This is a genomic window from Curtobacterium sp. MCBD17_028, assembly GCF_003234875.1.
Lineage (GTDB): Bacteria > Actinomycetota > Actinomycetes > Actinomycetales > Microbacteriaceae > Curtobacterium.
In genome coordinates this window covers 60,220-79,030 of record NZ_QKTQ01000006.1, presented here as the reverse complement: position 1 = coordinate 79,030, position 18,811 = coordinate 60,220, and the positions used below count along the sequence as shown (strand labels likewise).

The following is an 18,811-nucleotide window of genomic DNA, read 5'->3' as shown; positions in this document are numbered from 1 at the left end:
GGGTCTGGTGCTCCGGCACGGTCGGAGGGACACTGTCGGCCATGATCGATGCGACGAGGGCGTTCAGCGGCTTCTCCGTGCGGGACACCGCCGAGGCGCGGGCGTTCTACGAGGACGTGCTCGGACTGTCGGTGCACGAGGCGAACGGCATGCTCATGCTCGAGGTCGGCGGCGGGACGCCCGTGCTCGTGTACCCGAAGGGCGACGCGCACGAGCCGGCGTCGTTCACGGTCCTCAACTTCCCGGTGCCGGACGTCCCCGCGACGGTCGCGGACCTGACGGAGCGCGGCGTGGTGTTCGAGCAGTACGAGGGGCTGACGGACGATTCGGGGGTGAACCGCCACGGCGGGCCGCTGATCGCCTGGTTCACGGACCCGTCGGGCAACGTCATGAGCGTGGTGGAGGACAGCTGAGCGCATCGACGGTCGCGGTGGCAAACTGTTCGCAGATCGAACGACCCCGGGGAGCATCGTGTCCGAGCCGACCGCCGACGACGACCGCACGCGTCGTGAGGACGAACGCATCGACGAGGCGATCGACGTCGTGGCGGCGTTGACCCGCGTGGAGGCGGCGGATGCGGCGCTCCGCTCACGGCTCCGCGCGCGGCTCGGTGTCGGGGGCACGGACCTCGTCGTCCTCCAGTTCATCGCGCGGGCCGAGGCGGTCGGTCGTGCCGTCCGCGTCAAGGACCTCACGCAGCACGTCGGCATGACGAGCGCCGCGACGAGCGTCATCCTCGAGCGTCTGGAGGCTCGCGGCCACGTGCTCCGTGAGGTCGATCCGACGGACCGCCGCAGCAAGTTGATCTGCCTGTCCGACACGACGAAGACCGCGATGCAGGAGGCGGTCGGGGGAACGCAGGACGCGTTGCGCTTGGTGCTCGACGAGGTGGGCCCGCGGGACCGCAAGCGCTTGGTGGGCCTGCTCGACCGGGTCGTGCGGGCGCTGGAACTCGGCGTGCCCCAGGGCTGATCCGGGGGCACGGGCCACCGCTGAACGACGGGGGTACCCCGGTCGGATTGTCCAATTTTCTTTGCTTTTCCTCCTCCTTCCGCCTATCCTCGTCACTGCGCGGTCTCCCCGACTCGTCGCCCTGCGTCGAGGACCGACGGATGCCCGCGAGCGGCGAGGACACCACGGGAGCGATGGACACCACGACCGGTGCGGCGGCCACTCCCATCCGAATCGAGGCCCACGGCCTCGACGCCGACCAGGCCATGGACGACCTGCCCCGGCTCTACGCCGGTGCGGCCTGGTCCTCGGCACCGACGCGGGCGACGCCCTACCGCTACCGCTACGCCGCGATGGGCGACACGGACCTGACACTCCGGACCTCGCGCATGCACGGCGAGATCCAGGGCGACATCCCGCCGGGCGGCGACTACGTCGTGCAGTGGCTGACGGCAGGGCGGTCGACGGTCGACCTCGGCCACGACGACCTGCGCATGGTCCCCGGGCGGCCGCTGCTGTTCCCGGCGCATCGGTCCTTCGTGTTCCGGTTCACGGACTACGACCAGAAGCTCGTGCACCTGGGGCGTGACCACGTCGACCGCATCGCCCGCGAGCAGGGCCTCGCCGGCGAGGACCTGCGGTTCGACCACACGGCCGCCCCCACCGACGCCGCGGTCCGCAGCTGGCAGGGCACCGTTGGACTCGTGTCGAACACCATGCGCTCCGGCCCGGTCAGTCCCCTGCTGTGGGACGAACTCACGCGGATGACGGCGATCGCGTTCCTCGGGCTCTACCCGCCCCTCGCCGACGCCCTGCCGTCCGCGGTGCTCCTGCCGCGGAACGCACGGATCCGGGCCGCGGTGGAGTACGTGCAGGCCCATGTGCACGAGCCGATCGGCACCACCGAGATCGCGGCCGCGGCGCACCTCAGCGTGCGGGCGTTGCAGGAGGGCTTCCGACGCGTGCTCGACACCACACCGCTCGGGTACCTGCGGCAGGCCCGCCTCGACCGCGTCCACGCGGAGTTGCAACAGGGCGTACCGGGGACGACCGTCGCCGGGGTCGCGCAGGCGTGGGGCTTCACGCACCTCGGACGGTTCGCGGGGGCGTACCGCGCGCGGTTCGGGGAGCATCCCCGCGCCACGCTGCGCGGTTGAGCCGGGAGGGACGGGGCGGGACCCGCCACGTCCCTCCCGGCCGCGATCAGTCGCGTCCGGCGACGGCGCGGCGGATCCGCTCGATCGGCACCTTCGGCTCGCGCTCCGCGGTGAGCAGCCCGTTCGTCTCCTGCAGCGTGTCGGTGAACTGCGTGTAGCAGGACCCGGCGAGGAACGAACTGGCGCGGATGCCGTCGTACAGCGCGGTGATCCGGTCGACGTAGTCGTCGCCGTCCACCGCGACGGAGTACCCCCAGGCGTCGTCGCGGTCGGCACCCGGCTGGTAGTTGACCCCGCCGAACTCCGTGAGCATGACCGGCTGGCCGTGGTCCTCGGCGTCGCCGACCAGGATCCGCCGGCCGGCCGGGCCCATCCCGGCGAGCAAGCGGGTGCGGGCGTCGTCGTCGGCGTAGGTCGCGGCGAGGACCTCGCCCGAGGCCTCGTAGTCGTGCACGCTGAGGATGTCCGACGCGGCGTGCTCCCAGCCGTCGTTCGAGATCACGGGCCGTGACGGGTCGAGCGCCCGCGTGACGTCGGCGAGCGCCCGGGCGTACGCCTGCTGTGCCGGTTCGTGCGCGATGTGCTGCACGCCCCAGCTCTCGTTCGCCGGCACCCAGGTCACGATGCACGGGTGGGACACATCCCGTTCCACGGCGTCCATCCACTCCCGCATGAGCCGCTGCACCGCTGTCGGGGTGAACGCGTAGGCACCCGGCGCCTCGCCCCAGACCAGGAGGCCGAGGCGGTCCGCCCAGAACAGGAACCGCGGGTCCTCGATCTTCTGGTGGATCCGGGTCGCGGTGAACCCGAGCTCCTTGATGAGCTCGACCTCACGACGGAACGCGGCCGGGCTCGGCGCGGTGAGGTTCGAGTCCGGCCAGTAGCCCTGGTTGAGCACGCTCCGGACGTCGTAGGGCCGGTCGTTGAGCAGGAACGCCCCCCGGTCGACCGCGACCGACCGGAACCCGAGGTACGACGCGACGACGTCCCCGGACCCGTCGGGGTGCCCGAGCACGACGGTGGCGTCGATGAGCCGCGGGGTCTCCGGCGTCCACACGATCTCGTCGTACGCCTGGCCGTTCGTCTGCCGCGCGACGGGGACGACCACGTCCACGGTCGTGGCGCCCGCCGGCACGACGACGGAGGCGCTGCCGAGGTCCTCGTCACCGTCCTCGTGGCGGAGCGACACCGACAGTGTCGTGCCCGCGGTCACCCGACCGGCGATCCGGACCGTGCCCCGGACCACCGAGCCGGGGAACTCGGTCTCCCAGCGGAGCGCCGCGACCGACACCGGGGGGACCGCCTCGAGCCACACGGTCTGCCAGATCCCCGTGGTGCGGCGGTACCAGATCACGTGCGGGTGCTCGTGCCAGTCCTGTTTGCCGCGGGGCTGCGTGACGTCGTGCGGGTCGTCCTCGGCGCGGACGACCAGGGTGTGCGTGGTGTCGGTGCCGGCGTCGACGTCCGTGCTGGCGTCGAGCACGTGCGTCACGTCGAACGAGAACGGCGTGTGGCCGCCCTCGTGCTCGCCGAGGCGCACCCCGTCCAGCCACACCGTCGCGCGGTAGTCGACCGCACCGAAGTGCAGGAGCACCCGGGACGCGTCGGCCGAGCGCCCGGCACGCTCGAGGTCCCCGGCCGAGATGCTGCGCGCGTACCAGACCACGGGGTGGAATCCCGGCTCGTCGATGCCCGACGCGACCGACTCGGGCGGGAACGGCACCGTGATCGTGCGGTCCGTCGCCCCGTGCTCGGGCCGGAAGCCCGCCGACCAGCCCGCGCCCAGGCCCTCGTCGCCGTCGTCGTGGCGGAACGACCACGGCCCGTCGAGGTCGGCCCAGGCCGGACGGACGAGTTGCGGCCGGGGGTGGGTGCCGTCCTGGCGGCTCGCCGGTTCGGGGACGGACAGGGTCCGGGGAGCGGCTTCCTCGCCGCGCAGCGTCGTCATGGCGTCCAGTCTGCCGCAGCCGTTACAACGTTGTACAGACGGTTGGCCGGCGCGCCGGTCTCGGTCCCGAACGCCGCTGCCGCTCCGGTCGGGACGCGCTGCAGGGAGCCGTCCGCCTGCTCCTCGAGCCGGACCAGCCCCATGCGGCGCAGCGACGGGGTCTTGCGCCCGCCGACGACCCGGGCGGCCACGACCTCGTCGGGCACCGCGAACTCCTCGACGTTCCGACCGCCGGACGCGTACGACCAGTCGACGAAGTCGAACAGGGGCCACCAGGTGTACCCGCGCAGGTCCATGCCGCCCGCCACGAGTTTCTGGACCGCGTGGACCGAGTCGCGCACCCAGGCCGTCCGGACCTCGTCCGTGCCCTCGATGCTCGTCTCCGTGACCATCATGGGCAGGCCGTAGCGCGCCTCGAACCGCCGCAGGCTCGTGACGAGCCCGTCGGTCCAGCGGTCCGTCGCGATCTGCACCACGTCGGTGCCGTCGGCGACGAGGGTCCGCGGGGACAGGTCGGGGTAGTAGTTGACGCCGAGCACGTCGATGCGCGCCGGGTCGGCCCGGAGACGCGCGAGCTGCTCGGGTGCGGCGCCGTGCTCGAGCAGCCACCCGTGCATGGGGTGCTGCACGCCGACCAGCCCGAGCACCAGATCCGTCGGCACGGTGCCGATCGCGGTCAGGTGCTCGGCCTCGCCCGCGAGTGCGGGGTCGTCCGTGGCGAACAGGGACGACGCCTCGACGTGCACGATGACCGCGGCCGGGTTGGCCGCCCGGATCGCCGCGACGGACCGGGTGATCCCCTCGGCCAGCGCGAGCGTCACGCGCACCCAGCCGTCCCAGCCGGTCAGCGCCGGCGGCCACACGCCGCGGAGGCCGCAGAACGACGCCGTCGTGACGGGTTCGTTCAAGGGTGTGACGTGGTCGACCAACCCGCGGTAGCGCGCCGCGAACGCACCCGCGAACGCCGCGACGACGTCGGGGTAGCGCGGGTCGGCGAACGAGCCGTCGAGCCAGGTCGGCGTGCCGTAGTGCACGAGATCGGCGATCACCGTCAGCCCGAGCTCCTCGACCGCGAACCGGAGCCGCTCGTCGAGGGTGCTCCAGTCGTAGGTCTCCGGCGCAGTGTGCACGAGCGGCCAGTTCACGCCGTACCGGACCGCCCCCGCGCCGAGGTCGCGCGCGGCGGTGAGGTCCGCGCGCCAGTGCTCGGTGTGCTCCGTCAGGTCGTACTCGTCGAGCGGCGCCATCGCGAAGTGCGCCGGCGGGTGGACCGAGGTGTCCTCGATCCCGAGGACCCAGGTGAAGTCGCCCATCACTTCAGTCCACTCGTCGCGACGCCGGCCACGAAGTACTTCTGTGCGAAGAAGAACGCGATCGCGATCGGGACCAGCGAGATGGTCGCACCGGCGAGCAGGATCGCGTGGTCGGTCACGTGCTGGCCGCCGAACAGCGTCAGGCCGGCGGGCAGGGTGAGCATGTCGTTCGACGTCGTGACGACGAGCGGCCAGAGCAGGTCGTTCCACAGGTTCATGCCGTTGAGCACGGCGACGGTGGCGATCGCCGGTTTGGCGAGCGGGAGCACGACCTGCCAGTAGATCCGCCAGTGCCCGGCGCCGTCGATGCGCGCCGCCTCGTCGAGCTCCGGCGGGATGCTGACGAAGAACTGCCGGAACAGGAAGATGCCGAACGCGCTCGTCGCCCGCGGGACGATGAGCCCCTGGTAGGTGTTCAGCCAGCCGAAGTGGAACAGCTCGACGAACACGGGGATCAGGGTCACCTGGAACGGCACCATGAGGGTCGCGATGACGATGACGAACGCGACGTTCCGACCGACGAACCGCATCCGCGCCAGGGCGTAGGCGCACATCGAGTCGAACAGCAGGGTCAGCGCCGTCGTCACGCCCGCGAACACGAACGTGTTGACGAGCAGCCGGACGAACGACAGCTGCTGCCAGACGCCGACGTACCCGTGCATGGTGATGCTCGTCGGGAACAGGCTCGCGGGGTTGTGGAACAGGTCGCTCTCGCTCCGGAACGACCCGGAGACCATCCAGATGAAGGGCACGAGCGCGAACACGACCCCGACGCCGAGGTAGACCCACTTGAGCACGTCCACCGTGCGCACGGCGGGCCGCGGCCCGTGCTGCCTGCGCTGCGTGGGCGTGGACCGGTCGCCGCGGTCGTCGCCGCCGCGTGACGAACGGGAGGTCCGGGGCACGTCCGCCACGGAGGTGTCAGTCGACATCGTTGTACCTGAACAATCTGAGCTGGACGAGCGAGATGAGCATGATGATCGCGAACAGCACCCACGAGATCGCGGACGCGTACCCGGTCTGGTAGTCGACGAACCCGTCGCGGTAGAGCAGGTTGACCAGCGAGTCGGTGTGGAACACCGGGCCGCCGCCGGTCATGACGTAGACGAGGTCGAAGACCTGGAACGACTGGATGGTCAGGATCATCGAGGTGAACAGCAGCGTGGGCCGGATGCTCGGGATCGTGATCGACCACACCGTGGCCCACCGGCCGGCGCCGTCGAGCTGGGCCGCCTCGTACCGCTCGCCGGGGACGCCCTTGAGGCCCGCGACGAACAGGATCATGGCGAAGCCGACGCTCTTCCAGACCGACACGAAGATCACGGTCGGCAGGGCGAGGGTCGTCGACTGGAGCCACCCGATCGAGGGCAGACCGAGCGCCGCGGTGAGACCGCCGACGAGCCCGATGTCCGGGTCGAGCAGGAACTTCCAGACCAGGCCGATCGTGACGAGCGAGACGATCGTCGGGAAGAAGAAGATCGATCGGACGATGCGCGTCGCGATCCCCTCGCCCTGGAGCGCCAGGGCCGACAGGAACCCGAACACGAGCAGGAGTACGACGGACACGATCGTGAACTCGAGCGTCACGCCGAGCGCGTTCCAGAACTGGTGGTCGTGGAACAGCTTGACGTAGTTGCCGAACCCGACGAACGGCTCCGTGCTCGCCCCGACGGTCCAGTCGAAGAAGCTGTAGTACAGCGACCGGAAGATGGGGAAGATCACGAACACGCCCAGGATCAGCAGGCTCGGCGCCATGAAGAGCCAGGCCGGCTGGAACCGGAACCGACGAGCGGTCGCGCGCCGGCCCTCCCCACCGCTGCGCGACCCTGGGGTGGTGCCGGCCCCGTCGCGCGTGCTGCGCGACGGGACCCGCTCCGAGGTGTGGCTGGTCACTGCGAGCAGCCCGTGAGGCCGTCGATCGTCTGCGCGGCGTCCTTGGTCGCGCTCGCGACCGAGGTCCCGCGCGTGATCTTGCCGATGAGCGGCACGTAGCCGTCCGAGTCGACCTTGGTCGCCTGGGGGACGTGCGGCAGGTACAGGCGGGCGTTGCCGACCTGCGACGCGAACACCGACACCGTCGGGTCGGCCGTGAGCTTGGCGTCGTCGGTCATGTCGGTGCGCAGCGGCGGGAACCCGGTCTTCAGCGAGAACTTCTCCTGCGTCGACTTGCTCGTCCAGTAGGCGAGGAACTCCTGCGCCTGCTTCGGGTACTTCGTCTTGGCCGACACCGACAGCGGCGCGGTCGACCCGAGCGTGACGGACGTGCCGTCGACCCCGGTCGGGATGGTCGCGATCCCGAGGTCGACGCCCGCGCTCTTGTAACCCGGCGCGGCCCACGGCCCGTTGATCTCCATGGCGGCCTTGCCCGCGGAGAACAGGGAGTCGGCCTCGGCACCGGTCTGCCCCACCGGGCTCACCTTGTCCTTCGCCACGAGGTCGGCCCACGTGGACAGGCTCTTCTGGCCGGCGCTCGTCTGCAGCACCGAGCAGCCCTTGCCGTTGACGATGTCGCCGCCCTCGAGCCACTGCAGGACGGGCCACATCTGGATCGTCTGGTTGTCCGCGAGCGAGATGCCGTAGTGGCCGCCGGTCGTCAGCTTCTTCGCGTCCTGCGCGAGCTCGTCGATGGTCTTCGGCGGGTTCGTGATGCCGGCCTGCTGGAACAGCTTCTTGTTGTAGTACAGGCTCAGCGTCGCGAAGTTCGCGGGGATCCCGTAGAGCTTGCCCTTGTACGTGAACTCCTTGACGGTGCCGGGCGCGAGCTTCGACGTGTTGATCTGGTCCTTGCCACTGCCGGTGTCCGTCAGGGCGAGCACCGAGTTCGTCTTGACGTACTGCGCGACCGCGTTCGGGTCGCTCGACACCGCGGCGATGTCCGGACCCTGCCCGGTCAGCCATGCCGACGGGAGCTTCTGCTGGATGGTGTCCCAGGGCTGCACGGTCATCTGGACCTTGATGTCCGGGTGGGACGCCTCGAAGTCCTTGACGATCTGCGCGTACCCGGGGCGGTCACCACCGGTGAACCCGGTCCAGACCTTGAGGGTGACCGGTCCGCTCGCCGACGACGATGACGACGTCGAACAGCCGGACAGGGCCAGGGCCACAGCGGCGGCTCCGGCGGCGACGGCGAGGGCCGTGTTGCGCTTCTTCATGGAACGCTCCTTTGCGTTGTGGACCGTCCTCGGGAGGGGACGGCACGGAGGTGGGGTGTGATGGTGGGCAGGGGAACGGGTCTGAGGGGGACGGGGGCCGGCGACGTGCCGGTGGTCGGGCGGTTCAGTCCTCGGCGCGGTGCTCCGGGCCGCAGCCGCACGACTCGCGGACCACGATCGACACCGGGAGTTCGCGGTGGGTCGGACCGTCGCTCGTGCCGTCGACGAGGTCGAACAGCCGCTCCGTGGCCAGGCGGGCCATCTCCTCGGCGGGGACCCGGACGGTCGTGATCGCGGGCGTGGTGACACGGGCGAGACCGAAGTCGTCGAACCCGACCACGGACACGGCTCCCGGCACGTCGACGCCGGCTGCGCGGAGCACCCGCATGCCGCCGGTCGCCATGTCGTCGTTCGCGAAGACGACGCCGTCGAACTCCGTGCCCGCGTCGAGCAGGGCCCGGATCGCGTCGGCACCGGACTCCTCGCCGAGGTCCCCCTCGACCACGAGCGCGTCGACGCCGTGGTCGCGGACGGCGGCGAGGAACCCCTCGCGTCGGTCGAGTCCGGTCTGGTGGTCGAGTGTGCCCGTGACGTGGACGAGCCGGCGGCGCCGGTGTGCGTCGATGAGGTGCTCGGTGATCCGCCGCGTCGCAGCGACGTCGTCGATCCCGACGCTGGCCGCATCGGGCAGGGACGGCGCGTTGCCGATGAGCACGACCGGGAGGCCCGACGCGACGAGCCGCTCCATGTTCCGGTCGTCGATCGCCGCGCTGGTGACGATCACGCCGTCGGCGCTCCGCGAGCGCATGACGCGCTCGTAGGCGGCCACGCCACCCTCCTCGTCCGCGTTGGTCGAGACGATCACCTGCGCGTCGTGCGCGCTGGCGGCCCGGGACATGCCGGTGAGCACGTGCATGAAGTACATGTGCCCGAACACGTGGTGCGAGCTGTTCGGGACGACGAGGGCCACGGCGCCGGCCCGCTGGTTCCGGAGCGCGCGCCCGGCGGAACTCGGCACGTACCCCAGCTCGTCAGCGGCGCGACGCACGGCGTCCCGGGTGGCGGCGCTGATGCGCTCGTGACCGGACAGCGCCATCGAGGCGGCGGCAGCGGTCACGCCGACGCGCTGCGCGACGTCCTTGAGCGTCACGGACTTCGCCATCAGTGCCTCCTCGCACGGCTGCTGGTCGGGCTGCTTTATCGATTAACCGCCCCGACTCTTGGAACTGTAGCGCTGCTTTATCGATTCAACAAGCTCATCGGGGTCTTCTCCGCTCCGATTGCGAGTGGCAGCATGCCGCGAATGGAGATCACACGGCAGATCGTCGTCCTCGACACGGCGGACCTCGCGGCCGAGAGCGGGTTCTGGGCGCGGCTGCTCGGCGGACGGGTGGAGGCCGAGGACGACTGGCACAGCCTGTACGTCGACGGCCAGCCGCGGATGGGGTTCCAGCTCGCGCCGGACCACACGCGGCCGGACTGGCCGGACGGCGAACCGCAGCAGATCCACCTCGACCTGTACGTCGAGGACATCGGTCCTGCGCATGAGGAGGCCGTCGCCGTCGGAGCACGGCTCCTCAAGGCGGCGGACGACCCGACGGCGCCGCAGGGGTTCCAGGTCTACGCGGACCCGTCGGGCCACCCCTTCTGCCTCTGTTGGGGATGACAACGTTCCCGGCCACCACCCGGTCCGACCGCCGGAACGGCCCAGCGCCTGGGCACCGGCCCGGACCCGGACCCGGACCCGGCCGACCGTGCGACATGTCGTGTGCGACGCTCCGTTCTGACATCCGATCGGGAGTACCGCTGCGGTCCCGTTGGGGATAGGGTCCTCACAGATCCGGAGGTTCTGAGGGCTTTTCGGTTCCGCCGCCGCGTCGGCCCGAGACCTGGCGGCACCGGCGCGTCGGCCCACGACGCACCACCACCGAAACCGCGGATCCGATCCGCCCGTCCCGAAACGGAACCACCCGTGAAGCGTCTCCCCGTCCTCGCAGCGGTCGCTGCCACCGCCGTCGCCGGCGCCGCCGTGCTCACCGGCACCGCCACCGCCGATGCCGCCACCACCGCCGGCGTCAGCCCCCGCCTGCTCGACGCCTCGACCCAGTCGTCGACCTGGATCACGAGCGCCGACCTCCAGACCTACAGCGGCACCGGCGAGCCGCCGACCGGCACCTGGTACACCGGCACCGCGACGGGGTTCACGACGCCGACGTTCGGCCCGTCCGGCCTGACGTTCTCCGGACCGGGCGTGCTCCTGCACTCGACGGACGGCCACCCGGCGAGCGACCTCACGTCGATCACCAGCTCGACCGACACCGACCTCGGCACCGCCGACCTCGTGAGCAGCGACGACGCCGACTTCACCCTCGTGGTGGACCTCGACGGCGACGGCGAGATCGCCGACCAGAACTACGCAGCGCTCGTCGCGGTCACGGGCGGCGACGAGGGCATCGACGGCGAGTACACCTCGTTCACCCCGGTCGGGACCATCCCCGCCGGTACCCCGGCCACGCTCGCGCAGTTCCAGGCGCAGTTCGCCGCGACGAGCCCGGACGCCACGATCCGCGAGTACGGCGTCTCCGACGCCACCGGTCCGGCCACCGTCACGGGCATCGCCTTCGACGGGCAGAACGACTACTTCACGCCGCGGCCCTCCGACGCCGGCACGATCACGCCCGCGACCCTGTCGGTGAGCGACTTCGCCACCACCGGCGTCGCGGTCTCCCAGCCGAACGGGTTCCTGCCCGGTGAGCCCGTCAGCGTCGCGCTCGTCGCCGAGGACGGCACGGCCACGGACACCGGTGTCACCCTCACCGCGGGCGCGGACGGCAGCGTCGTCGGCACGGTCACCGACCCCGACGCGACCGCCGGCACCTACGCGCTCACCCTCTTCGGCGAGAACTCGGGCATCTTCGTCGGGTTCGTGCTCGACGTCACGGCAGACCCGGCCGTGACGACGCCGACCACCCCGCCCGCCCCGGTCGCGACGCCGGTCACCACCACGGCGACCTTCACCGGCTGACCCCCACCGCGCACACGCCGATCCGCCGGACGCCCGTCGTCCGGCGGATCAGCGCTGTCCGGCACCACCTCGTCCCCGGAAGGCCCGCCGTGCTCCGCCGTCTCGCTCCCGTGACCGTCGCCGCGGTCACGGCAACGCTCCTCCTCGCCGGCTGCTCCGGTGCCCACCCGCACCACGCGCGTGCCGGTCACACCCCGACACCGACGCCGACCGTCCACGTCGGCGGCGCGCTCGGTCAGCGTCCGACCGCCTCGCCGAGCCCCAGCGCGGATGCCACGGCACCGAGCACCCCGCCGATCGCGGCATCGGCGACCGTCGCGACGGCGGAGGTCGCCAGCGTCGCCGTCCACGCCGCCGCCGCCGGCGCGGTCACGACGACCCTCCCCAACCCGCAGTCGAACGGCGCCCCACTCGTGTTCCTCGTCGTCGCGCAGCAGTCCGGGTGGGTCGAGGTCGACGTCCCGACGCGTCCGAACGGCCGTACCGGGTGGGTCCGCGCGAGTGACGTCGCGCTGAGCACCGTCGCCTACCACCTCGTCGCGGTCACCGAGACGAACTCCCTCACCGTCTACCGCGCCGGGAGGCCCGTCGCCACCTACCCGGTCGCGTCCGGCACCGGCGGGACCCCCACCCCGCACGGGTCGTTCTACCTGACGGAGCTCCTCAAGCCGACGAACGCCGGGTACGGGCCCTACGCGTACGGGCTCTCCGCGTTCTCCGACGTGCTCACGAGCTTCGGGGGCGGTCCGGGGCAGATCGGCCTGCACGGCACGGACGACGCGTCGAGCATCGGCAAGGACGCCAGCCACGGGTGCATCCGCATGCAGAACGCGGACATCACGGCGCTCACGAAGCTCCTGCCGCTCGGCACCCCGATCACGATCATCTGACCCGCCCCCACCCCCGGCACCCGGTCCGCTGCCATCCCCACGGCGTATCGAGGGAGCACCGCACCGCACCGCACCTCCGGGAGGCCCGCATGGAAGACCTGCACACTGTCCGCGCACTCGTCACCGGCGGCACGTCGGGCCTGGGCCGCGCGATGGCCGAGGGACTCGTCGATGCGGGCGCCCGCGTCGCCGTCACCGGCCGCTCGGAGGCCCGGGTCACCGCCGCCGCGCGCGAGATCGGCGGCGACACGATCGGGATCGCCATGGACAGCCGCGACGACCGGTCCGTGGAGCAGGGCACAGCCACCGCGTGGCAGGCGCTGGACGGCATCGACCTGCTCGTCAACAACGCGGGCATCGGCATGCGCACCGTGAACCCCGCGTTCATGACGACGCCGCAGGACTTCTGGGAGGTCTCCCCCGATGGTTTCCGGGACGTCGTCGACACCAACCTGACGGGTTACTTCCTCGTCGCACGGGCGGTCGTGCCGCGGATGCTCGCTGCGGGCACGGGCCGCGTGGTCACGATCAGCATGAACCACGGCACGATGAACCGCCGCGGCTTCGTCCCGTACGGACCCTCCCGCGCGGGCGCCGAGGCCCTCGCCCGGATCATCGCCGCGGACCTCGCCGGCACCCCGGTCCGCGCGAACATCCTCCTCCCGGGCGGTGCGACGGCGACCGGGATGCTCGAGGGCACGTCCCGGCCCGAGGCACTCGCCGTCCTCTCCCCCGACGTCATGCGGGCCCCGATCCGGTGGCTCGCGTCGGACGAGGCCGCCGACGTCCACGACGAACGGATCGTCGCGACCGAGTTCACGGACTGGCTGGCGTCGCGCCGGGCCTCCTGACCGACGGCCGGGAGGCGCGGCACCGGCATGACCCGTCCCTCCCGGCCGGTGGGACGAGCGCGGGTGACCCGCCGACCGCTGCTCCGGGCACGACGAGAGGCCCCGCCGGAGCGGGGCCTCTCGAGGACCGGTGGTGCAGGTGGCGTCAGCCCTTGAGGCCGCTGCCGGTCACACCCTCGACGATCTGCCGCTGGAAGATCAGGTACAGGATGATCAGCGGCAGTGCCGCGAGGATCGCACCTGCCTGGATGTCCGCGTACCGCTGACCGAACGAGCCCTGGACCGTGGCGAGCCCGACGGGGATCGTCATGAGGTTCGGGTTCGACAGCACGAACAGCGGCAGGAGCAGGTTGTTCCAGACACCGACGAAGGTCAGGATGACGACCGCGGCGATGACCGGACGGGACAGCGGCATGATGACCGACCAGTACACCTTCCACAGCCCGGCGCCGTCGATGCGCGCGGCCTCCTCGAGCTCCCGGGGGATGCCGTCGAAGAACTGCTTGAAGATGAACACCGCGATCACCGCGGGGACCTGCGGGAAGATCACCGACCAGTAGGTGTTGAGCAGGCTGACCGCGCCGAGCTCCTGGAAGATCGGGACGATGAGCACCTGCCCCGGGATCATGATGCCGAGGATGATGAGCAGGAACGCGAGGTTCTGACCCGGGAAGTTCAGCCGGGACAGCGCGAACGCCGCCATCGACGCGAACAGCACGGTGAGGATCGCGGTGATCACCGAGGTGATGCCGCTCGCCAGGTACCAGTTCCAGATGTCGCCGGCCTGGAACAGCGACGCGTACGAGTGCAGTGTCGGGTTCCAGTGCGACAGGATCGCGCCGGCGCCGAGTGCCGCGGTGCCGTTGTCGGACAGCGACGTCTTGAGTGCGAACAGGCTCGGGATGAGCCAGATGATCGCGAAGACCGTCAGGACGATGCCGGCGACGATGTTGAACGTCCGGCCGCTGACACCGATGCGCGTCGCGTTCTGCGCCGGTGCTGCCGCGGAGACCGGGGACTTGCTGCGGGTCCTGGTCGGCGCTGTGGTGGTCGTGGCCATCTCAGGCCTCCTTCCGAGCTGCGGAGCGGTCGATCACCTGTCGGATGACCGCGATGGCGACGATGACGATGAACAGCAGGACCGACGCCGCCGACGCCGCACCGATGCGGTTGTCGGTGAAGCCGGTGTTCGTGATGAGCCCGAGGGCCACCTGCGTCGAGATGCCCGGCCCGCCGCTCGTCATCAGGTAGACCTGGTCGAAGATCTTCAGGCTGGCGATGATCTGCAGCAGGATCACGAGGGTCGTGGTCCGGCCGAGCAGGGGCAGCGTGATCGATCGGATCTGCTGCCAGTTCGACGCGCCATCGACGGCGGCCGCCTCGTACAGCTCACGCGGGATCTCCTGGAGGCCCGCCAGGTACAGCACGAAGTTGAAGCCGAGGGTCCACCAGACGGTGGCGAGCGCGATGCCGATCATGGCGGTCTTCGGCGACGCGAGGACACCCGCCCCCGGCGTGATGCCGAGCCAGCTCTCGCCCAGCGCCCAGAGGCCGGTGCCCGGCGTGAAGATGAACACCCAGATCAGCGAGATCGTCGCCGACGGCAGGATGTAGGGCAGGAAGAACGCGAGGCGGAAGAACCACTGTCCCCGACGGATCCGGTTCGTCAGCACCGCGAACACGAACGCGAGGATGACGAGCGGCGGTGTCGTGTAGATGGTGAACTGCAGCGTGTGCCACAGCGCGCTCCAGAAGTCGGCGCGGGTCAGCATCTCGCCGTAGTTCGCGAACCCGGCGAAGGTACCGAGGCCCGTGTGGACGGTCGACGTGTTGAAGAAGCTCGTGATGATCATCCACACGGTCGGTCCGAGCAGGAACGCCAGGTAGAAGAGTCCGAACGGGGCCAGGAACAACCAGGCCTTGCGCCCGTCCTGTCGATCGAGCGCCGCGCGCCGCGGCCGCGACTTCGGGACGTGGGTCGTGAGCGTGGGACGGTTCGCTACGGGTGCGGTGGCGGTCACGTCGTCGTACCTCCGGGGTTCTGGGGTGAGGGGGTCACAGTGGGCTGGGGGTGCTGAGGTAGACGGCGAGCTGCTGCTTGATGGCCGACATGGCGCCCTGCGGCGACGTCGAACCCTGCTGCACGAGCGCGAGCTGGGCGCCCACCGTGGCCTCGAAGGTGGAACCGGACCCGCCGTACCAGGCGGGGTTGTCGTACACGGCGACCTTGGCGGCCGAGGCGTAGTCGGCCTGCGGCTCGAGCTTGTGGTACGCCGCACTCGTCGCGGTCGGCTGGTACGCCGGCACGTGACCGCCCTGCGCCCAGGTCATGCTCTGCTCGAGCATGGTCTTGATGAACCCCATGTGCTGCTTGCGCTGGTCGAGGGTCCGCGCCTTCTTCGGCAGGACGAACGTGTGCGAGTCGGCCTGCGCGGCCGGCTTGTCGAAGATCTGCGGGATCGGCACCATGCCGAACTTCAGGCCCTTGATCGACTGGGCCGTGCTGATCTCCCACTCGCCCTCGAGGTAGAAGCCCGCCTTGCCCGTGAACATCTGCGTCTGCGCGCCGGCGTAGTCGAGGCCCTTGTTGAGCCAGCCGTTCTTCACCCAGGTCTGCATCCGCTCGTTCACCTTGTTGAAGGCGTCCTCGTCGACGGACAGCTTGGCCCCGTTGTCGGAGAGGAAGGGCGTGACGCCGTTGATCTGGTTGTAGAACGTCCAGAACACGCGCCAGGGGGTCGCAGTCTCGCTGACGTTCGCGACCGTGATCGCGTTGCCACCCGTGACCTTGCTCACCGCGGCGAGCGCCGACTCGAACGTGTCGAGGCCCGTGAGGTCCTTGAGCTTGCCGTCGCTGCCGATCAGGCCGGCCTTCCGGCACACGTCCTCGTTGTAGAACATGACGATCGGGTGGGTGTCGAGCGGGATGGCGATGTTGTTCCCGTCGGTCTTCTGCGCCGCCCACGACTTGGCGTTGAAGTCGCTCGCCTTGAGTCCGACGAGCGCGAGGTCGTCCTCGGTGATCGGCTCGAGGATCCCACCGTCGTAGAGCGGCTTCGCCCGCGTCAGGTGCGCGACCGCGACGTCCGGCGGCTTGTTCCCGACGGTGGCCAGTGTCAGCTTGGAGTAGTAGGGGTTGCCCCAGGCGAACGTCGTCGCCTGCAGGGATCCCGATCCGCCGTGTCCCTTGCGGTAGCCGGCCTCCATCTGCTGCATGCGGTTGCCGTCACCACCACCGAACAGGTTCCAGAAGATGAGCTGCTCGGGGTTGAGCTGACTGCCCACCAGTCCTGCCGACACGGGGCTGCTGCAGCCCGCGAGTGCGACCGTTCCTGCCGCGGCGATGCCCGCGGTCAGGAATCCCCGCCTCGTGAAGGCTCCCGTTCCCGTTGCCATTTCGACCTCCTCGTCGTTCCGGTGCCCGTGGACGGGTCGCCGGGGGTGCTGCGTTGGGTGCTCGTCCGCCAGGGAAGCGGACGTGGTTTCAGTGCGTCACCGGCGCTGCGCCGGATCCTGTCTGGAGGACCGGTGCCGGTCCTCCCGTCCGGTCGCCGGGCGTGGGGTGCGGCCCGCGGAGGACCCTCCCCGCGGCGCGGTGCGCAGCACGGGGATCTCGGACGCGGAGGCGTCGCGGGTCGTTCGGGTTGCGGTCATGGCATCACTCCATCGGGACGGACCGATCCCACCGACGGCGCGGCGGGTCTGGGGTGACTTTACAACGATGGAATGGAGTTGCAACACCCTCTTGCCACAGCGTGTCGAGAGCGCTCACACGAGCGGCGCGCATTCCTGTCCGGCGTCGGTGCACGGGCTGTGCGTCGGCGATGACCTCGCACACGCTGCCGCTGTCGCACACGCTGCCGCTGTCGCACACCCTGCTGCCGTCGCGCACCCTGCTGCCGTTCGCACCCCCGCTGCCGTTGCACACCCCGCTGCCGTTCGAACACCGTCATCCGGGTGTTCGACGGGAACGCACCGGTTCGTCCCGATGCCGCTGCGTCAGGACACCGGCGGCGTCCCGCCGCCCTCGCTCCACTCCGGCTTGCCGCCGGCCGCGGTCGAGGTCACCTCGGGGCCGACGATGAGGAACCGGACCTCCTCATCGGCCACCGGGCAGTGCTCGACCCCCCGCGGCACGACGAACAGGTCGCCCGGCGCGAGGTCGACGTCGCGGTCCCGCAACTGGATGCGCAGGCGTCCGCTGAGCAGCAGGAACGTCTCGTCCTGGTCGTCGTGCGCGTGCCACCGGGTGGAGCCGATGCCCTTGGCGACCTTGAACAGCTGCCCGTTCGCCTCGGCGAGGACACGCTGCGACCAGAACTCGGTCAACGTCGCCGCTTCGTCCGCCAGCGTCACCTTGTCGTCCACGTGGTCCTCCTCGTCCTCGGGCCGGGCCGTGCGCCCGTCTCCGCCCGTCAGCGTAGGGATCGGCAGCGGCGGTCGAGCGTGGTAGGAATGCCCGATGTCGCAAGGATCGTTGCAACCCGACGCCGGGGCCGTCCCGCGTGGTCGTGGGACACCGCACCGGGTGGTGCTCGTCGTCGACGAGGGCTCGAACCCCTTCGAGATGGCGTGCGCCTGCGAGGTGTTCGGTGCCCGCCGTGCCCAGGACCTCGGCTTCGAGCCCTACACCCTGCGGATCGTGGCGCCGGGTCGCCGGACGACCATGCGCGACGGCCTGTTCCGGATCACCGCCGACGGCGACCTGTCCGCCCTGGCGACGGCGGACACCGTGATCGTGCCGAACCGTCCCGACGTCGAGACCGCCTCACGCCCGGCGGTCCTCCGCGCGATCCGGGAGGCCCACGACCGCGGCGCCCGCATGGTCGGTCTGTGCACCGGGGCGTACACGCTCGCGGAGGCGGGCCTCCTGTCCGGCAGACCCGCGGCGGTGCACTGGCAGCTCGCCGACGACTTCCGGGCGCGGTTCCCCGACGTCGACCTCCGCCCCGACGTGCTGTTCGTCGACGACGGCGACGTCCTGACGTCCGCCGGCAGCGCGGCGGCGCTCGACCTGGGCCTCCACATCGTGCGGAACGACCACGGCGCCGAGGTGGCGAACCAGGTGAGCCGACGCCTGGTGTTCGCGGCCTTCCGCGACGGCGGTCAGCGGCAGTTCGTCGAGCGGTCGGTGCCGCGCGTCACCCACACACCCCTGTCGGCGACGCTCGACTGGGCCGAGGAGCACCTGGCCGAGCCCCTGACCGTCGCGGACCTCGCCGCCCACGCGCACGTCGGGGTCACCACGCTGCACCGGCGGTTCCGTGCCGAGGTCGGCAGCACGCCGCTCGCCTGGCTGACGGGGCGGCGGGTGCTCCTGGCGGAACGGCTGCTCGAGCGGGACGACCTGCCCCTGGACCTCGTGGCACAGCGGAGCGGACTCGGGACGACCGCGAACCTGCGCGCGCTCATCCGGCTGCACACGGGGTCGACGCCCTCGGTGGTGCGGGCGCGGTTCCGGGCGGCGGTCCCAGCGCGCTGATCGCCGGCCGCGGTCGCCCGGCGCGGTCGCCGGCCGTGCGTC

18 protein-coding genes are annotated in these 18,811 nt (G+C 70.9%); 8 read left to right on the top strand and 10 right to left on the bottom strand.

Annotation, left to right across the window (positions count from 1 at the left end):
* Positions 1-41 precede the first annotated feature (41 nt).
* The 3 genes from DEI86_RS09360 (at position 42) to DEI86_RS16855 (ending at position 2,108) form a co-directional block, all read left to right on the top strand.
* The gene (locus DEI86_RS09360; RefSeq protein WP_111010363.1) at positions 42-413 is read left to right on the top strand and encodes a VOC family protein; all 372 of its coding nucleotides are present in this window, start codon (positions 42-44) and stop codon (positions 411-413) included.
* Positions 414-471: 58 nt separating this feature from the next.
* Positions 472-972, top strand: a complete 501-nt coding sequence (locus DEI86_RS09355; protein WP_181439744.1) for a MarR family winged helix-turn-helix transcriptional regulator — start codon at positions 472-474, stop codon at positions 970-972.
* A gap of 140 nt (positions 973-1,112) precedes the next feature.
* Entirely contained in the window at positions 1,113-2,108 is a 996-nt protein-coding gene (locus DEI86_RS16855; protein WP_111049365.1) for a helix-turn-helix transcriptional regulator, read from the top strand.
* Positions 2,109-2,154: 46 nt separating this feature from the next.
* Here DEI86_RS16855 and DEI86_RS09345 read toward each other — a convergent pair whose 3' ends face one another.
* The 6 genes from DEI86_RS09345 to DEI86_RS09320 all read right to left on the bottom strand — a co-directional run bounded on the left by DEI86_RS09345 (position 2,155) and on the right by DEI86_RS09320 (position 9,683).
* Positions 2,155-4,056 (bottom strand): glycoside hydrolase family 2 TIM barrel-domain containing protein, encoded by a 1,902-nt coding sequence (locus DEI86_RS09345; RefSeq protein ID WP_111049364.1) that lies wholly within the window; start codon positions 4,054-4,056, stop codon positions 2,155-2,157.
* Positions 4,053-5,369 (bottom strand): family 1 glycosylhydrolase, encoded by a 1,317-nt coding sequence (locus DEI86_RS09340; RefSeq protein ID WP_111049363.1) that lies wholly within the window; start codon positions 5,367-5,369, stop codon positions 4,053-4,055. The genes DEI86_RS09345 and DEI86_RS09340 overlap by 4 nt, the downstream gene beginning before the upstream one ends.
* A complete protein-coding gene (locus DEI86_RS09335; protein ID WP_111035740.1) occupies positions 5,369-6,301 on the bottom strand; it encodes a carbohydrate ABC transporter permease in 933 nt (310 codons plus the stop codon). The genes DEI86_RS09340 and DEI86_RS09335 overlap by 1 nt, the downstream gene beginning before the upstream one ends.
* Complete coding sequence (locus DEI86_RS09330) at positions 6,291-7,262, bottom strand: carbohydrate ABC transporter permease (RefSeq protein ID WP_220035657.1); 972 nt, start codon at positions 7,260-7,262, stop codon at positions 6,291-6,293. Before DEI86_RS09330 ends, DEI86_RS09335 begins: the two co-directional genes overlap by 11 nt.
* Positions 7,259-8,521, bottom strand: a complete 1,263-nt coding sequence (locus tag DEI86_RS09325; protein ID WP_111010369.1) for an ABC transporter substrate-binding protein — start codon at positions 8,519-8,521, stop codon at positions 7,259-7,261. The genes DEI86_RS09330 and DEI86_RS09325 overlap by 4 nt, the downstream gene beginning before the upstream one ends.
* 124 nt (positions 8,522-8,645) lie before the next feature.
* Positions 8,646-9,683 (bottom strand): LacI family DNA-binding transcriptional regulator, encoded by a 1,038-nt coding sequence (locus tag DEI86_RS09320; RefSeq protein WP_111035742.1) that lies wholly within the window; start codon positions 9,681-9,683, stop codon positions 8,646-8,648.
* A 141-nt stretch (positions 9,684-9,824) separates the two neighbouring features.
* On the opposite strand from DEI86_RS09320, the gene DEI86_RS09315 reads away from it, so the two are divergent.
* The 4 genes from DEI86_RS09315 to DEI86_RS09300 all read left to right on the top strand — a co-directional run bounded on the left by DEI86_RS09315 (position 9,825) and on the right by DEI86_RS09300 (position 13,287).
* A complete protein-coding gene (locus DEI86_RS09315; RefSeq protein ID WP_111026542.1) occupies positions 9,825-10,187 on the top strand; it encodes a VOC family protein in 363 nt (120 codons plus the stop codon).
* A 306-nt stretch (positions 10,188-10,493) separates the two neighbouring features.
* The gene (locus tag DEI86_RS09310) at positions 10,494-11,546 is read left to right on the top strand and encodes a hypothetical protein (RefSeq protein WP_111049362.1); all 1,053 of its coding nucleotides are present in this window, start codon (positions 10,494-10,496) and stop codon (positions 11,544-11,546) included.
* A gap of 89 nt (positions 11,547-11,635) precedes the next feature.
* Positions 11,636-12,436: a L,D-transpeptidase gene (locus DEI86_RS09305; RefSeq protein ID WP_258376500.1), complete on the top strand. Its 801-nt coding sequence runs from the start codon at positions 11,636-11,638 to the stop codon at positions 12,434-12,436.
* Between the two features lie 89 nt (positions 12,437-12,525).
* Positions 12,526-13,287, top strand: coding sequence for an SDR family NAD(P)-dependent oxidoreductase (locus DEI86_RS09300; RefSeq protein ID WP_111049361.1), 762 nt, complete (start codon positions 12,526-12,528; stop codon positions 13,285-13,287).
* 145 nt (positions 13,288-13,432) lie between these two features.
* Here DEI86_RS09300 and DEI86_RS09295 read toward each other — a convergent pair whose 3' ends face one another.
* The 4 genes from DEI86_RS09295 to DEI86_RS09280 form a co-directional block, all read right to left on the bottom strand.
* A complete protein-coding gene (locus tag DEI86_RS09295) occupies positions 13,433-14,347 on the bottom strand; it encodes a carbohydrate ABC transporter permease (RefSeq protein ID WP_111010374.1) in 915 nt (304 codons plus the stop codon).
* Between the two features lies 1 nt (position 14,348).
* Positions 14,349-15,308 (bottom strand): carbohydrate ABC transporter permease, encoded by a 960-nt coding sequence (locus tag DEI86_RS09290; protein ID WP_111010375.1) that lies wholly within the window; start codon positions 15,306-15,308, stop codon positions 14,349-14,351.
* Between the two features lie 34 nt (positions 15,309-15,342).
* The gene (locus DEI86_RS09285) at positions 15,343-16,683 is read right to left on the bottom strand and encodes an extracellular solute-binding protein (protein WP_111026539.1); all 1,341 of its coding nucleotides are present in this window, start codon (positions 16,681-16,683) and stop codon (positions 15,343-15,345) included.
* A 603-nt stretch (positions 16,684-17,286) separates the two neighbouring features.
* Positions 17,287-17,655 carry a cupin domain-containing protein gene (locus DEI86_RS09280; RefSeq protein ID WP_111011943.1) on the bottom strand — a complete coding sequence of 123 codons (369 nt, stop codon included), beginning with the start codon at positions 17,653-17,655 and terminating at the stop codon, positions 17,287-17,289.
* A gap of 94 nt (positions 17,656-17,749) precedes the next feature.
* Here DEI86_RS09280 and DEI86_RS09275 point away from each other — a divergent pair, with 94 nt between their 5' ends.
* Positions 17,750-18,769, top strand: a complete 1,020-nt coding sequence (locus DEI86_RS09275; protein WP_111049360.1) for a GlxA family transcriptional regulator — start codon at positions 17,750-17,752, stop codon at positions 18,767-18,769.
* The last annotated feature ends 42 nt before the right edge of the window (positions 18,770-18,811 follow it).

Bases quoted from the DNA above. Each gene is read 5' to 3' on its own strand.
- DEI86_RS09335 (WP_111035740.1), bottom strand. From the start codon at position 6,301: ATGTCGACTGACACCTCCGTGGCGGACGTGCCCCGGACCTCCCGTTCG.
- DEI86_RS09300 (WP_111049361.1), top strand. From the start codon at position 12,526: ATGGAAGACCTGCACACTGTCCGCGCACTCGTCACCGGCGGCACGTCG.
- DEI86_RS09295 (WP_111010374.1), bottom strand. From the start codon at position 14,347: ATGGCCACGACCACCACAGCGCCGACCAGGACCCGCAGCAAGTCCCCG.
- DEI86_RS09320 (WP_111035742.1), bottom strand. From the start codon at position 9,683: ATGGCGAAGTCCGTGACGCTCAAGGACGTCGCGCAGCGCGTCGGCGTG.
- DEI86_RS09340 (WP_111049363.1), bottom strand. From the start codon at position 5,369: ATGGGCGACTTCACCTGGGTCCTCGGGATCGAGGACACCTCGGTCCAC.
- DEI86_RS09345 (WP_111049364.1), bottom strand. From the start codon at position 4,056: ATGACGACGCTGCGCGGCGAGGAAGCCGCTCCCCGGACCCTGTCCGTC.
- DEI86_RS09360 (WP_111010363.1), top strand. From the start codon at position 42: ATGATCGATGCGACGAGGGCGTTCAGCGGCTTCTCCGTGCGGGACACC.
- DEI86_RS09275 (WP_111049360.1), top strand. From the start codon at position 17,750: ATGTCGCAAGGATCGTTGCAACCCGACGCCGGGGCCGTCCCGCGTGGT.
- DEI86_RS09325 (WP_111010369.1), bottom strand. From the start codon at position 8,521: ATGAAGAAGCGCAACACGGCCCTCGCCGTCGCCGCCGGAGCCGCCGCT.
- DEI86_RS16855 (WP_111049365.1), top strand. From the start codon at position 1,113: ATGCCCGCGAGCGGCGAGGACACCACGGGAGCGATGGACACCACGACC.
- DEI86_RS09285 (WP_111026539.1), bottom strand. From the start codon at position 16,683: ATGGCAACGGGAACGGGAGCCTTCACGAGGCGGGGATTCCTGACCGCG.
- DEI86_RS09315 (WP_111026542.1), top strand. From the start codon at position 9,825: ATGGAGATCACACGGCAGATCGTCGTCCTCGACACGGCGGACCTCGCG.